Source organism: Streptomyces sp. NPDC050842 (assembly GCF_044456565.1).
Taxonomy (GTDB): Bacteria; Actinomycetota; Actinomycetes; order Streptomycetales; family Streptomycetaceae; genus Streptomyces.
This window is the reverse complement of record NZ_JBITGA010000014.1, coordinates 71785-86418: the sequence shown is the minus strand read 5'-3', so window position 1 is coordinate 86418 and position 14634 is coordinate 71785. Positions and strand designations below refer to the sequence as shown.

Here is a 14634-nt window from a genome sequence, read left to right as displayed (position 1 = left end):
GTCCCTTCGGGGGCATGGGGGGATGGGGGGATGGTGCTGCCCGCCAGGGATACCGGATCAAGCTGCCCGATGTCCGAAACTCACCCCATTGGGGGCGCGTTGAGGACTTTTCGGTAGTGGATACGATCGTACGGTCCGTCCGCGCGCCGCTCGACGACCTCGTAGCCGTACCGCTCGTACAGCTTCTGGTTCTCCCACATCATCGCGTTGGTCAGCAGCCGTACCTCGGGCCGGCCGAGCTGCCGCGCCCGCGCCTCCACCCACCGCAGGAGGGCGCGGCCCAGTCCCGTGCCCCGGGCGTCGGGGTGGACGGCGATCGCGTCGAGGTAGAGGTGGTCCGCCTCGGGGACGACGACCACCAGGCCCCGTACCGGATCGCCGGTGACGAACACGAGCCCGGCGGCCACGTTCGCCGCGTGGTCCGCCTCCATCGGGGCCGGCACGAGACCGATCCGTTCGATGTAGGGGTGGAAGGCCGCGTCGATCACGGCCTTCACGGCGGGCACGTCGGCGGTGACCGCCGGGCGGATCAAGGCATCTGTCATACCGTCACGTTACGACGGCGGATGATCACCTTCCTCAGCAGCGGCCAGGCGAGCAGGACCACGACGACGGCGTACACGGTGACCGAGAACGGGGTGTTCACCAGGCCCGTCAGGGAGCCGTCGCTGATCTGGAGGGCACGGCGGAGCTGCTGTTCGGCGGCCGGTCCGAGGATGACGCCGATGACGGCGGGCAGCACCGGGAGTCCGTAGCGCCGCATGCCGAGGCCGATGAGCCCGATGACGAGCAGGACCACGAGGTCGAGCGCCTCGCCGCCCACCGCGTACGCGCCGACGGCGGCGAAGAAGAGGATGCCGGCGTAGAGGTACGGGCGCGGGATGCGCAGCAGCTTGGCCCAGACCGGCGCGAGCGGCAGGTTGAGGGCGAGCAGCAGCACCATGCCGACGAAGAGCGAGGCGATCAGGCCCCAGACCAGGTCGGGTTCCCGCTCGAAGAGCAGGGGGCCGGGCTGGATGCCGTACTGCTGGAAGGCGGCGAGCATCACGGCGGCGACGGCGGTCGTGGGCAGGCCGAGGGTGAGCATCGAGACGAGCGTGCCCGCGGCGGAGGCGGAGGCCGCCGACTCGGGTCCCGCGACGCCCTCGATGGCGCCCTTGCCGAACTGCTCCTTGTGCTTCGAGAGCCGCTTCTCCGTGACGTACGAGAGGAAGGTGGGGATCTCGGCGCCGCCGGCCGGGATCGCGCCGAGCGGGAAGCCGATGAAGGGACCGCGCAGCCAGGACTTCCAGGTCCGCTTCACGTCGTCCCTGCCGAGCCAGGGCCGGCCGACGGGGATGGCCTCGCCCGTCGTGCGGCGCAGGTGCGCGGCGACCCACAGGGCCTCGCCGATCGCGAAGAGGCCGACCGCGACGATCACGACGTCGACGCCGTCGGCGAGCTGGAGCGAACCGAAGGTGAGGCGCTGCTGGCCGGTCATCTGGTCGAGGCCGACGAGGCCGATCGTGAGGCCGATGAGGAGGGAGGCGAGGCCGCGGATGCGGGAGGAGCCGAGGACGGAGGTCACCGCGATGAAGGCGAGGACCATGAGGGCGAAGTAGTCCGGGGCGCCGATGTCGACGGCGAGCGCGGCGACGGTCGGGGCGAGGACGACGAGCAGGATCGTGCCGATCATGCCGCCGGCGAAGTGGCCGATGGCGGCGGCGGCGAGCGCCTGCGCGCCCCGGCCCGCCTTGGCCATCGGATTGCCCTCGATGGCGGCGACGACGGCGGCGCTCTCGCCGGGGGTGTTGAGCAGGATCGAGGTCGTGGAGCCGCCGAACATGGCGCCGTAGTAGATGCCGGCGAACATGATGAAGGCGCCGGTCGGTTCGAGTCCGTACGTCACCGGGAGCAGCAGGGCGACGGCCATGGCGGGGCCGATGCCGGGCAGGACGCCGATGGCGGTGCCGAGGAGCACGCCGACGGCGGCCCACAGCAGGTTCATCGGGGTGAGGGCGGTCCCGAAGCCGTCGATGAGGGAGTAGAGGGAATCCATGGATCAGATCACTCCCATCAGCGGGCCGCCGGGCAGCGGGACGCCGAGCAGCTTGTCGAAGACGCCGTAGGTGAAGAGGGAGAGGGCGGCCGCGATGAGCGGGTCGCGGTGGAGGTGGCGGCTGCCGAGGGCGTAGGCCGCTCCCCAGAAGAGGAGGGCGCCGGCCACGGGGAAGCCGAGGGGGCCGATGAGGACGGCGAAGGCGAGGAAGACACCGGCGAGGAGGAGGACGGTGCGCCAGTCGGCGGGCTCGGTCAGGTCGACGTCCTCGCCGGCCTCGGCCTCGCCGCGGCCGCCGCGCAGGACGTCGACGGTGAGGAGGACGGCGACGACGAGGAGGCCGCAGCCGACGACGAGGGGGACGGTGGCGGGGCCGACGGGGCCGCGGCCGGTGACGTCGGTGTCGAGGGTGAGGGCGTCGGTGAGGACGAGGACGCCGAGGAGGAAGAGGAGGGCGCCGACGCCGAGCTCGGAACGCCCGCGCAGCCGGTCCTTCGGTGGGGTGGTCACAGGCCGAGCTCCTTGAGGACGGAGGCGACGCGTCGGTCCTGTGCGGTGAGGAAGGTGCCGAACTCCTCGCCGGGCAGGAAGGCGTCGTTCCAGCCGTGGGTCTTGAGGGACTCGCGCCACTGCGGCGAGTCGTGCAGCTCGGTGACGAGGCCGACGAGCTTCTCGCGTTCGGCGTCGGAGAGACCGGGAGGTGCGACGATGCCGCGCCAGTTGGTGAACTCGGTGTCGAGTCCGGCCTCGCGGAGCGTGGGGGCGTCGAGGCCGGGGACCCGCTTCGGGCCGGTGACGGCGAGGAGGCGCAGCTCGCCCGCCTTGATCTGGTCGAGGTACTCGCCGACGCCGGAGACGCCGAAGCCGACCTTGTTGCCGAGGATGGAGGCGAGGAGTTCGCCGCCGCCGTCGAAGGGGACGTAGTTGACGTCCTTGGGGGCGATCCCGGCGGCCTGGGCCATCAGCATCGGGGCGAGGTGGTCGGGCCCGCCGGGCGAGGACCCGCCGCCGACGGGCACCTTCCCGGGATCCTTCTTCCAGACGGCCAGCAGCTCCTGGATCGTCTTGTACGGGGAGTCCTTCCCGACCACGACGATGTCCTGCTCCTCGGTGAGCCGGGCGATCGGGGTGGTGTCGGCGAGGGTCCTGGGGGTCTTGTTGGTGTGGACGGCGCCGACGACGCCGAGGCCCATGGACATGGCGAGGCGGCCGTTGCCGCGCTCGCCGACGAGCCGGGTGAGGCCGACGGTGCCGCCCGCGCCGGGCAGGTTGAAGACCTCGATGTCGCCGGTGAGACCGGCTTCCTCGGCGTTCCTGGCGGCCGTGCGGGCGGTGATGTCGTATCCGCCGCCGGGGGTGTTGGGGACCATGAAGCGCAGTCCGGGTATCCGCGTGCCGGTGTCGGTGTCGCTGCCGCTGGTGAGCAGCGGCGGACCGACGAGGACCAGCAACGCCGACCCGAGGAGAGCGAGGGGAGTGCGCAGACGCACGTGTGCCGCCTCTCAGGCAGGAGGGAAAGGGGGGTGTGAGGTGGCCCACATGTTGCCGGTACGTGAAGAAGCTGTCTCTCTTCCGCAATCAATGGACGTTGTGGTCGTTGTGGTCGCGACCTAGCGTGTCGGGGTGACGAACGTGCTGGTGGTGGACGACGACTTCATGGTCGCCAAGCTGCACTGCCGCTATGTGTCGGCGGTGGAGGGCTTCACGGTGTCCGGGGTCGCGCACAACGGCGCCGAGGCGCTGCGCGCGGCCGAGCGGCTCCGACCCGACCTGGTGCTGCTCGACGTCTTCCTGCCGGACATGGACGGCATCCAGGTGCTGCGCGAGCTGCGCGCGGCGGGCCTGGCCACGGACGCGCTCTTCATCACGGCGGCGCGGGACGTGGCGACGATCCGTGAGGCTCTGCGGGCGGGGGCGCTGCACTATCTGATCAAGCCGTTCAGCCAGGCGGCGCTCCACGAGCAGCTGCGCCACGTGGCCTCGCTGCGCAGCCGCCTCGACGACCTCGACGAGGCCCGCCAGGAGGACGTGGACCAGATCTTCGGCACCCGCCCGCGCGGCTCCCGCGAACTCCCGAAGGGCCTCGCCGCCCACACGGCCGACCTGGTCGACTCGGTCCTCCGCGCCCACCCGGAGGGCCTCTCGGCAACGGAATGCGCGGAAGCCGGCGCCCTCTCCCGCGTCAGCGCCCGCCGCTACCTGGAGTACTTCGCCCAGACGGGCCGCGCGGAGATCACCCTCCGCTACGGCGGCACAGGCCGCCCGGAACGCCGCTACCGCCGCCTGGGCTGACACCGAGGACGGCCTCGGACACTGGTTTCTCAGGAGCTTCTTACGTCCGCCTTAAAGCGGCCCTAAGGATCGCCATCTCCCCCTCCTCACCGGCTTTTTCGCGGGTCCGGGCGGCTAGTTTCCTTGCCAACCCCCCACGCCCCACCCTCGTGAAGGAGCTGTCCCCCCATGACTTCTCGCCGTACGGCCGCGGCCGTCACCGCAACCGCGCTGCTGGGCCTGTCCGGGCTCGCGTCCGGGCCCGCGTTCGCGCACGGGTCGATGACGGATCCGGTGAGCCGGGTCTCGGCCTGTTACGCGGAGGGGCCCGAGTCTCCGCGGTCGGCGGCCTGTCAGGCCGCGGTGGCGGCGAGCGGGGCTCAGGCGTTCTACGACTGGAACGCGGTGAACATCGCGAACGCCGCCGGGAAGCACCGGGAGCTGATCCCGGACGGCAAGCTGTGCAGCGCGGGCAACGACAAGTACCGGGGGCTCGACCTGGCGCGGGCCGACTGGCCGGCGAGCGCCCTGGGCTCCGGGGCGCACACCTTCCGTTACAAGGGGACCGCCCCGCACCGGGGCTCGTTCGAGCTGTACGTGACGAAGGACGGGTACGACCCGTCGAAGCCGCTGGCGTGGTCGGACCTGGAGGAGAAGCCGTTCGCGACGGTCACCGACCCGCGGATGGAGAACGGCGACTACGTCTTCGAGGGGACGGTGCCGAAGAAGTCGGGCCGTCACCTGATCTACTCGATCTGGCAGCGCTCCGACTCCCCCGAGGCGTTCTACACCTGCTCGGACGTGGTGTTCGGGGAGGAGAGCGGCGGGACCGCCCCCGCGCCGACCGCTTCCGCTCCGAGCGAGGAGCAGATCGAGGACGGGAAGGACGAGTCCTCCGTCGAGCACGGCGGGCACGGGGACGCCGACCCGTCGACCGGGGCGGAGCAGACGGCGGCCGCTCCTGAGTCCACGCGGTCGGCCGAGGAGACGGCCACCACCCCCGCCGCCGAGGCCCCGACCGAGGCCGCTGCCGAGACTCCCAACGCGCCTGCCCCGGCCGCCGGTTCCGGTTCCGGTTCCGGGGAGCTCCTGGCCGAGACCGGGGGCGACGCCACCACCCCGTACCTCGCGGTCGGTGGCGCCGCCGTGCTCGCGCTCGGTGCGGCCGTGCTCTTCGGGACGGCCCGGCGACGCCGGACCCACCGATAGGGTCTGTCAGATTCCGCAGCCCGAGGCCGACCAGAAGCGACCGGCGCGGTGGTCGACGTGGGTGTGGTCGCTGTGGCCGGGATAGCCGGGCCCGAGGATGCCGTTGAAGCCGTGGTTGCGGGCCTGCTGGGCCAGGCGGCACAGCGAGTGGGGGCCGGAGCCCAGGTCGGCCGCGTCACCGTACAGATGACGGCTCGACGAGGCTCCGCCCACCGCGTCGTTGCACGCGTGGCTGCGGAACCCGCTGGTGACGCGGATGGACTGGTCACCGAGCGCGTGGCGGAGGGCCTCCAGCTTCCACATGGTGCGCAGCGCGTTGGACTTGGCGGTGGTGGCGCTCACCGCGCCGCCCGCCCAGGTGGTGTTGCAGTTGTTCAGCTCGGCGTAGGTGAAGTGGATCGGCGTGCAGTCGTCGTCCTGAAGGCTGTAGATCTTGCTGAAGGTCGCGGGGCCCGCGACACCGTCGGCGGCCAGCCCGTAGGCGGCCTGGAAGCGTTTGACGGCCGCGGCGGTCCCGGGGCCGTAGGCCCCGTCGATCGCGAGGACGGCGCCGTAGCCGGGGTAGCCGGCGACCCGGATCTGCAGTTGCGTCACATCGGAGCCGGAGGCTCCTTCGGAGAGGGTGCGCGACCAGGTGTAGCAGCCGTCCGCGTGAGCGGTACCGGCGGTCGCCACCACCCCGCCCACCACGGAAGCCATGAGCATGACAATCGATAGGAGAAGGCGGACGGGCTTGGAATGTGCGGTACGGCGGGGCATCGAGCCTCCATTGCCTCACAAGACCGGGGGTGACCCGTGGCCGGGCCACCCCCGAGACTGGCCGCCCCGTCGACGCGCGTCAACCACACCTGACGAGCGTCATTTGTCGGCCCAATGGCGGGAGCCCTAGCCGATCACCGACAGGCAGGTGGTCGGGGTCGCGCGGGCCGGGTCGAGGGCGTTGGCCACCTCGTGGAAGGTGACCCGGTCCACCGTGCCGATCGCCACGTGCTCCGAGAGGTCGAGCGCGCACTTGTCCTGGATGAGGACGTTGGTGACGTTCGGGCCGGACAGGAACTGCGAGCGGTACGGGGTGACCACCTCGTCGTACTGGGTCGCGATGACGTGGTAGCGGACCCCGGGGACGGTGTCGCCGCCCTCGTTGAGCTTGGTGATGAACGGCGAGCCGGCGATCTGGTCGGCGAGGCCCGGGGTCGTGGAGCTGATCAGGTCCTCGGCCCCGGGGAAGTACGGCAGGAGCTTGGTGAGGCCGAGGAGGGTGGTGCCGTGGTTGTCGGGGGCGATCCCGACGAGCGCGTTCACCTTGTCGGCTCCGCCGAGGAACTTGAGGTACCAGCGGGGCATCATGCCGCCCTGCGAGTGTCCGACGAGGTCCGCCTCGGGGGCGCCGGTCGCGGCCAGGACCCGGTCCACGTACGCGTCGAGCTGCTCGGCGGACTTCGCGATGGGGCCGAGGCCGTGGAAGAAGGGCACGTTCGGCAGCTGGCCGTAGTCGAGCGAGAAGACGCAGTACCCGCGGTTGACCAGGTACGGCGCGAGGACCAGCCAGTTGTCGACGGAGTTCCCGAAGGTGCCGTGGACGAGGACGACCGGGCGCGGGTGCGCGGCGGAGGGCTTGCAGGAGAAGTCGTTCCAGCCACGACTGGAGGTGACGGTCTCCGTCTGGGCCGAGGCGGTGGCGGTGGGAGCGAGCGTGGCGGCGGCGGTCAGCAGCAGGACGGACAGCGCTCTGACGGCGTGCGTCCAGGACTTCAGGGATTTCCGGGGCAGCATCGGGCGATCTCCTTGCGGCTCAAGGGGATGGTGGGGGTGCTGGGGGTGCCTTGCCGGTCAGGCCTGATCAGGGAGCGGGGTCTGGTGCCGTGCATCGCAAGGCGGAGGAGGGAGTCAACGCGGAGCGTTGGCGACCGACGACAACGCGGCGAGGCGCGGTGCCAGACCCCGCGAGCCCGGCATGATCGACAAGGCACCCCCTAAGCCCTGCGGCCCGGACCACAAGTGGGGATGCGCGGTGGGGATGCGCTTCAGCCAAGCTACGCACGGGTAGCCTTGGCTGGGAAGTTACGCGTCGGTAAAAAGTGAGGTGTCGTCACGAGCCGTGGGTACGAGCGAGATCAGGCCACCAGTGAGCCCGGCAGCACCGCCCTCGGTCCGAACTTCGCCCGCGCCCGGTCCGCCACCGCCTCGATCCGTCGGGCCTTCTCGTCCGACGGGTCCAGGGACAGCTGGTGCGCGGCCCCCTCGGCACCCGACAGCCCCTCGGCGCGTAGCGCGATGCCCCGTACCCGGGCCCGCTGGAGGCCGAGGGAGTCGTGGAGCGCGTACGCGAGGGAGACGAGCGCCGCCGAGTGGGCGGTCGGTTCGGGCAGGGTACGGCTCCGGGTCGTCGTGCTCCGGTCCGCGTACCGCACGGTGAGCGCGAGCGAGCGGCAGACCTGCTCCTCCGTGCGCAGCCGGGTGCCCAGCTCCTCGGCGAGCGAGAGGAGGGCCCGGCGCTGTTCCGTCCGGTCGATCTCGTCGTGCGGGAAGGAGCGTTCGGCCGCCGCCGACCGGGAGACCGCGTTCGGGACGACGGGGGTGCGGTCGATGCCTCGCGCCCGTTCCCACAGCTCGCGGCCGGTCTTCGCGCCGACGAGCCGCTGGAGCACGCCGAGCGGCGCGTCGGCGACCCGGCCGACGGAGTCGAGCCCGTAGCCGCAGAGGGTACGGGCGGTGGTGCGGCCGACGCCGTCGAGCGCGACGACCGGCCGGTCGCGCAGGAAGGCGGCCGGGTCCTCGACGACGAGGGTCACGCCGGGCCGGGCCTCGCGGGCCGCCATCCTGGCCAGCATGGGGTTGGGCCCGGCACCGATGACACAGTCGACTCCGTACAGGGCGAGCGCCCTGACCCGGATCACCGAGGCGAGCTCGGCGGGGCTCCGGTCGAAGTAGCGCAGCGCGCCGCGCACGTCGGCGAGCACCTCGGAGGGCGGGGCCACCTCGACCGTCGGGGTGAACTCGCCGAGGAGTTCGACCAGTTGGGGCAGCAGGGCTTCCCACATCGGTTCGAGGCGGAAGCGTACGCAGAGGATCATCCCGCGCTCCCCGGGCTGCTGTGCCAGAGCTTCCTGGGCGGCTGCGTCGCGCCTTCGCCGGCCGGCCGGAGGTCGGCCCAGGGGTTCATCTCGTAGCCGGTGGGCATCGTGATGCGGCGGCCGGAGTCGCCGTCCCCTCCGGTCGGTACGGGCTCCGCGAGCCGTGCCCCCACCGCCTCCAGACCGCCGGACGCCCGCAGTTCGACCAGTTCGGCGAGGTTCCAGGCGGCCGAGCCGACCACGCTGAGGCTGCGCGGGCCGCGCCGCTGCACGACGCCCCGGACGAGGAGCAGCCAGGAATGGAAGACGGTGTGGGCGCACCGCTCGTGGGCGTCGTCGAAGAAGGCGAGGTCGACCAGGCCCGTACCGTCGTCGAGTGTGCTGAAGATGACCCGTTTCCCGGAGCGGATCGGCGGGGTCTGGGTGGCGGCCTTGGCGCCCGCGACCAGGACGGTCCGGCCGTGGGGGGTGTCGCGCAGCCGCTGGGCGGAGACGACGCCGAGTTCGCGGAGGAAGGCGTGGTGGTCGTCCATGAGGTGGCGGGAGGTGTCCATGCCGAGGATGCCGAGCTCGGCGCTGAGGCGTTCCGTGTCGTCGAGGTCGGGCAGGCCGACGGGAGCGGTCTTCCCGCCCTGGGCGAGCGGGAGTTGGCCGCCGTGGGAGGCGGCTCCCCGGTGGATGCGCCGGAGTTCGGTGAGGTGGAGCAGCAGGTCGCGGCGGTTGGCGCCGAAGGCGTCCAACGCGCCGACCTGGGCGAGCCGTTCGGCGACGGGGGTGCGCGGGCGGGCCCGCTCCCAGAAGTCGAGCAGGGAGGCGTAGGGCTGTCCGGCCTCGATGCGGGCGCTCTCGGTCTCGCCGATGCCGTGGACGTCGGCGAGGCCGAGCCGGAGCCCCCACACCACCGGCTGATCGGACACCAGTTCGATACGGTGGGCGACCGCCGAGCGGTTCACGTCCAGCGGCAGCACCGGCACCCCGCGCCGCCGCGCGTCCGCGAGCAGCAGCCGCTTGGGGTACATGCCGGGGTCGTGGGTGAGCAGCCCCGCGTAGAAGGCCGCCGGGTGGTGCGCCTTGAGCCAGGCCGACTGGTAGGTCGGTACGGCGAAGGCCACCGCGTGCGCCTTGCAGAAGCCGTACGAGCCGAAGGCCTCCACGATCTCCCAGGTGCGGGCGACGACCTCGGTGTCGTACCCGCGCGCCGAGGCCTGTTGCGCGAACCAGGCCTTGATCCGGCCCTGCGACCCGGGGTCCGAGAGCCCGCGCCGCACCTGGTCGGCCTCGTCGCGGCGGCAGCCGGTCATGATCCGGACGATCTCGATGATCTGCTCGTGGAAGACGACCACGCCGTACGTCTCCTTCAGCGGTCCCTCCAGATCGGGGTGCGGGTAGCGGACGGGAGCGCGGCCGTGCCGGGCCTCGATGAAGGGGCGGACCATGTCGGCGGCGACCGGCCCGGGCCGGAAGAGCGAGATGTCGACGACGAGGTCGTGGAAGGTCGCGGGCTGGAGCCGGCCGACGAGGTCGCGCTGGCCCGGGGACTCGATCTGGAAGCAGCCGAGGGTCTCGGTGGAGCGGATGAGCCGGTACGTCTCGGGGTCGCCCTCCGGGATCGCGTCGATGTCCGGCCGGGCGCCGGTGGCACGCTCGACCTCGGTGACGGCGTGGGCCATCGCGGACTGCATGCGCACGCCGAGGACGTCGAGCTTGAGCAGCCCGAGGTCCTCCACGTCCTCCTTGTCGAACTGGGACATGGGGAATCCCTCGCCGCTGGTCGGCACCACGGGGGTGCGGGTGAGCAGCGAGGCGTCCGAGAGCAGCACCCCGCAGGGGTGCATGGCGATGCCGCGCGGGAGGGCGTCGAGCGCCTCGACCAGCTCCCAGAGCCGGCCGTACTTGCCCCGCTCCCCCGCGAGTTCGCGCAGTTCGGGCAGTTCGTCGAGGGCGGCGAGCGCGTCCCGGGCGCGGATGTGCGGGAAGGCCTTGGCGATCCGGTCGGTCTCGGCCGGGTCGAGGGAGAGGGCCGCGCCGACGTCCCGTACCGCGTGGCGGACCCGGTAGGTCTCGGGCATGGAGACGGTGGCGACGCGCTCGGTGCCGAAGCGGCCGATGATCGCCCGGTACACCTCCAGGCGGCGGGCGGACTCCACGTCGACGTCGATGTCGGGCAGGGCGGTGCGGCGCTTGGACAGGAAGCGCTCCATGAGCAGGCCGTGCTCGATCGGGTCGGCGTGGGCGATGCCGAGGAGGTGGTTGACGAGGGAGCCGGCGCCGGAGCCGCGGGCGGCGACCCGTATCCCCATGTCCCGTACGTCGTCGACGACTTGAGCGACCGTCAGGAAGTAGGTGGCGAATCCGTGGTGGGCGATGACGTCCAGCTCGCGGTGCATGCGGTCCCAGTAGGCGCGACGCTTCTCGTACCCCTTGAGGATCATGCCGGCGGCGGCCCGGGAGGCGAGGACGCGCTGGGCGGTGCGGTGCTCGGCGCCGACGAGGTACGGCTCCGGGAAGTGCGCGGAGCCGATGCCGAGGTCGTCCTCGGGGTCGACCAGGCAGTCGGCGGCGACCGCCGCGGTCCGGTCGAGCAGCCGGTGGGCGGCGTCCCGGCGGAAGCCGGCGGCCTCGACGATCAGCTCGGCGACGGCCGGCATGCCGTCGGGGCCTTCGGGGCCCTTGAGCCAGGCCTCTCCGCTGTCGAGCTCCTTGCGGGGGTCGATCGGGACGAGGCGGCGGGCGGAGTCGAGGACGTCGGCGGCGGACCCCTGGCCGGGGTCGGCGTAGCGGACGGCGTTGGCGAGGACGGGCGGGACGCCCTGCTCGGCGGCGAAGCCGACGGTACGGGCGGCGAGCCGCAGGGATCCGGGGCCGGTGCCGGTACGGCCGTGGTGGACGGCCTCCAGGCGCAGCGCGTCGCCGTACCGCTCGCGCCAGGGGGCGAGCAGCCGGGCGGCCCGGTCGGGGCGGCCCGCGGCGAGGGCGCGGCCGACGTCGGACGCGGGGCCGAGCAGCACGATCAGGCCCTCGTCGTGCCCGGCGGTCCAGGGCAGCAGGGGCCGCCCGCCCGTACCGCCCATCCCGCCTGCCCCACCCGCACCGCCCGTCCTGCCTGTCCCGCCCGCACCACTCGCACCGCCCCCGGCATGGGCGGCGGTGATCATGGCGCAGAGGGAGGCCCAGCCGGCGCGGGAGCGGGCGAGGAAGAGGGCGCGCGGCGCGGACTCGTCGACGAAGGCGCCGCCCCGGACGGGCACCCGGCGAGCGGAGCCCGGGCCCGCGTCGTCCGCCGGCTCCGCCACCTCGTAGGCGAGGTCCACGCCGAACAGGGGGCGGACGCCCTCCTTCGCGCACGCCTTCGCGAAGCGGACCGCGCCGGAGAGGGTGTCGCGGTCGGTCAGGGCGAGCGCGTCCATGCCCCGCTCGGCGGCGCGCTTCGCCAGCCGTTCGGGGTGCGAGGCCCCGTAGCGCAGGGAGTAGCCCGACGCGGTGTGCAGGTGCGTGAATCCCGGCATGGCGCACCTCCCGCACTCCCGCATCGAATTCGTACGTACGTTCCCACCCCCTCGCTCCCACCCTAGCCCATTTCGAACGTCCGTACGATAACCGGTGCGCGGGACACCCCCGGGACACCCGGAGGACACCCCACCCCTGCCCAGGTCAGCCATTCGGACCCCTCCCACCTGCGGAAACACCCGCCTCCCCCGAACCTGGGGGGCATGAGCCTCGTCGATGAACTGAAAAGCGCCGTCACCCCCCGAGCCGCCCTGCTCGTCGTCGGCGTCTTCGCCCTCCAGCTCCTGTTCATCACCTCGTACGTCGGGGCCCTGCACCACCCGAAGCCGACGGACGTACCCTTCGGCGTCGTCGCACCCCCAGCGGTCTCCACGCAGCTCGTCGGGCAGCTGGACCAGCTCCCCGGCGCCCCGCTCGACCCCCGGGCCGTCACCGACGAGGCCGAGGCGCGGAACCAGATCCTGAACCGGGACATCGACGGGGCCCTCCTCGTCGACCCGACCGGCCGCACCGACACCCTGCTCGTCGCCTCCGGCGGCGGCACCGTGCTCTCCTCCGCCCTGGAGACGATCCTCACCACGGTGGAGGCGACCCAGCAGCGCACCGTGCGGACGGTCGACGTGGCCCCCGCGTCGCCGGAGGACTTCGACGGACTCTCCGCCTTCTACCTCGTCGTCGGCTGGTGCGTCGGCGGCTACATCTGCGCCGCGATCCTGGCGATCAGCGCGGGCTCCCGGCCCGCGAACCGCGAGCGCGCGATCATCCGCCTCGGCGTCCTGGCGCTCTACGCGATCCTCGGCGGCCTCGGCGGCGCGATCATCGTCGGACCGATCCTGGGCGCCCTGCCCGGCAGCATCGCCGCCCTGTGGGGCCTGGGCACCCTGGTCGTCTTCGCCGTCGGCGCCGCCACGCTCGCCCTGCAGTCGGTCTTCGGGATCGTCGGCATCGGCCTGGCGATCCTCCTCATCGTGGTCGCGGGCAACCCGAGCGCGGGCGGCGCCTTCCCGCTGCCGATGCTGCCCCCGTTCTGGAAGGCGATCGGCCCCGCCCTGCCGCCGGGCGCCGGTACCTGGGCGGCGCGCTCGATCGCGTACTTCAAGGGCAACGACATGACCTCCTCGATGCTGGTCCTCTCGGCCTGGGCGGTCGTCGGCGCCGCCGTCACCCTGGTGATGTCCTCGCTGAAGCGCAAGCCCGAGTCGGAGCCGATCGCGGAGGAGCTGGGCGAGGCCCGCCCGTAAGGCACGCGGAGAAGGCCCCCGCCGCGGCGGGGGCCTTCGTCACGCCAGGACCTTCGCGTCAGGACCTTCACGCCAGGACGATGTGGTCGACCTGCTCCTGGTCGAAGGTCTCGAACCGGTCGAGCGCCGCGAGCGCGCCCTGGACCAGTCCGTCCACCATCTCCTCGGCCTCCATGGCAGGTACTCCTTCTTCGGGTCCCTTTTTCTCTCTGATGTCTCCATTCGACACCCGATGACCTGCGAAAAGGTCCGGAAAAGGGCCCGGAGGGAGGGGCCGGAAGTCCTCTTGTGAACGAATTCACGAGAGGATTCCGGCCCCCGTCCGCCGTGCTGCCTAGAAGACGCTGACGCCGTACGCGTTCAGCGCCTCCGTCACCGGCTGGAAGAAGGTCGTGCCGCCCGAGGAGCAGTTGCCGCTGCCGCCCGAGGTGAGGCCGATGGCCCGGCTGCCGGAGTAGAGCGGGCCGCCGGAGTCGCCCGGCTCGGCGCAGACGTTCGTGCGGATCATGCCGTAGACGATGTCGCCGCCGCCGTAGTTCACGGTGGCGTTGAGGCCGGTCACCGAGCCGCTGTGGGTGCCGGTGGTGGAGCCCCGGCGGGTGACCGACATGCCGACCGTGGCATTGGCGGCGCTGGTGATGTCCACACTGCCGACCGTGCCGGACTTGGTGACCGAGGAGTTGGTGTAGCGGACGATGCCGTAGTCGTTGGTCGGGAAGCTCGACCCGGCGGTGGAGCCGAGGACGGTCGACCGCGAGGAGTTGGAGTACCAGGTGCCCGCGCCGTCGGTGCAGTGACCGGCGGTGAGGAAGTAGTAGGCGCCCGCGCTGTCCCGGACGTTGAAGCCCAGGGAGCAGCGCCAGCCCCCGTCGGCGTAGATCGCGTCGCCGCCGGAGATCAGTTTGGTGAACTTCCCGGGGGTCCGCTCGACACGGATCGCGCCCGCGTCGGCGCCGGCCTGCCGCTTGATCTTCGCGATCTCGGCGGCGGAGACCGTGGAGTCGGCGGTGACGACGACCGCGCCGGTGGCGGTGTCGACGTGCCAGGCGGTGCCGGCCACGTCGGCGGCGAGCACGGCGTCGCTCGCCGCCGCGAGCCGGTCCGCGCCGAAGGCCTGCGTGGAGTCGGCGCTCGCGGTGGGGACGGCGAGCGCCGCGACGGCGGCGAGTCCGGCGGCGACGGCGAGCATCCGGACGGTTCTCGTGGGGGTGGTGCGCGTGGTCCTCACTTCTCGTTCCTCCAGAGGGGAATCGGGGGCCCGCCGTGGGGGGTCGGGCCCGTGAGGCGCGGCCCC

The 14634-nt window shown here is 72.4% G+C and carries 12 protein-coding genes; 3 read left to right on the top strand and 9 right to left on the bottom strand.

Annotated features, from left to right (window positions below):
• Positions 1–80 precede the first annotated feature (80 nt).
• The 4 genes from ACIBG6_RS35715 to ACIBG6_RS35700 are packed head-to-tail and all read right to left on the bottom strand — an operon-like array spanning position 81 to position 3528.
• Positions 81–545 carry a GNAT family N-acetyltransferase gene (locus tag ACIBG6_RS35715; RefSeq protein WP_399226897.1) on the bottom strand — a complete coding sequence of 155 codons (465 nt, stop codon included), beginning with the start codon at positions 543–545 and terminating at the stop codon, positions 81–83.
• Positions 542–2038: a tripartite tricarboxylate transporter permease gene (locus tag ACIBG6_RS35710; protein ID WP_399226896.1), complete on the bottom strand. Its 1497-nt coding sequence runs from the start codon at positions 2036–2038 to the stop codon at positions 542–544. The genes ACIBG6_RS35715 and ACIBG6_RS35710 overlap by 4 nt, the downstream gene beginning before the upstream one ends.
• 3 nt (positions 2039–2041) lie before the next feature.
• Positions 2042–2548: a tripartite tricarboxylate transporter TctB family protein gene (locus ACIBG6_RS35705; RefSeq protein ID WP_399226895.1), complete on the bottom strand. Its 507-nt coding sequence runs from the start codon at positions 2546–2548 to the stop codon at positions 2042–2044.
• Complete coding sequence (locus ACIBG6_RS35700; RefSeq protein ID WP_399226894.1) at positions 2545–3528, bottom strand: Bug family tripartite tricarboxylate transporter substrate binding protein; 984 nt, start codon at positions 3526–3528, stop codon at positions 2545–2547. The genes ACIBG6_RS35705 and ACIBG6_RS35700 overlap by 4 nt, the downstream gene beginning before the upstream one ends.
• Positions 3529–3661: 133 nt before the next feature.
• Between ACIBG6_RS35700 and ACIBG6_RS35695 the strand changes: the two genes are divergently transcribed.
• Positions 3662–4330 carry a response regulator gene (locus ACIBG6_RS35695; RefSeq protein WP_317593995.1) on the top strand — a complete coding sequence of 223 codons (669 nt, stop codon included), beginning with the start codon at positions 3662–3664 and terminating at the stop codon, positions 4328–4330.
• A 168-nt stretch (positions 4331–4498) separates the two neighbouring features.
• Positions 4499–5518, top strand: coding sequence for a lytic polysaccharide monooxygenase (locus ACIBG6_RS35690; protein WP_399226892.1), 1020 nt, complete (start codon positions 4499–4501; stop codon positions 5516–5518).
• A gap of 6 nt (positions 5519–5524) precedes the next feature.
• Here the strand turns inward: ACIBG6_RS35690 and ACIBG6_RS35685 are convergent, their stop codons facing one another.
• The 4 genes from ACIBG6_RS35685 to ACIBG6_RS35670 form a co-directional block, all read right to left on the bottom strand.
• Positions 5525–6277, bottom strand: coding sequence for a D-Ala-D-Ala carboxypeptidase family metallohydrolase (locus tag ACIBG6_RS35685; RefSeq protein WP_399226891.1), 753 nt, complete (start codon positions 6275–6277; stop codon positions 5525–5527).
• Between the two features lie 126 nt (positions 6278–6403).
• Entirely contained in the window at positions 6404–7291 is an 888-nt protein-coding gene (locus tag ACIBG6_RS35680) for an esterase/lipase family protein (RefSeq protein WP_399226890.1), read from the bottom strand.
• Positions 7292–7632: 341 nt separating this feature from the next.
• On the bottom strand, positions 7633–8592 hold the full coding sequence (locus tag ACIBG6_RS35675) for a DNA polymerase thumb domain-containing protein (protein ID WP_399226889.1): 960 nt from the start codon (positions 8590–8592) through the stop codon (positions 7633–7635).
• Entirely contained in the window at positions 8589–12098 is a 3510-nt protein-coding gene (locus ACIBG6_RS35670) for a DNA polymerase III subunit alpha (RefSeq protein WP_399226888.1), read from the bottom strand. The genes ACIBG6_RS35675 and ACIBG6_RS35670 overlap by 4 nt, the downstream gene beginning before the upstream one ends.
• Before the next feature lie 204 nt (positions 12099–12302).
• Here ACIBG6_RS35670 and ACIBG6_RS35665 point away from each other — a divergent pair, with 204 nt between their 5' ends.
• Complete coding sequence (locus ACIBG6_RS35665; protein ID WP_399226886.1) at positions 12303–13340, top strand: DUF3533 domain-containing protein; 1038 nt, start codon at positions 12303–12305, stop codon at positions 13338–13340.
• 334 nt (positions 13341–13674) lie between these two features.
• Here ACIBG6_RS35665 and ACIBG6_RS35660 read toward each other — a convergent pair whose 3' ends face one another.
• On the bottom strand, positions 13675–14568 hold the full coding sequence (locus tag ACIBG6_RS35660) for a S1 family peptidase (protein ID WP_399226884.1): 894 nt from the start codon (positions 14566–14568) through the stop codon (positions 13675–13677).
• Between the last annotated feature and the right edge of the window lie 66 nt (positions 14569–14634).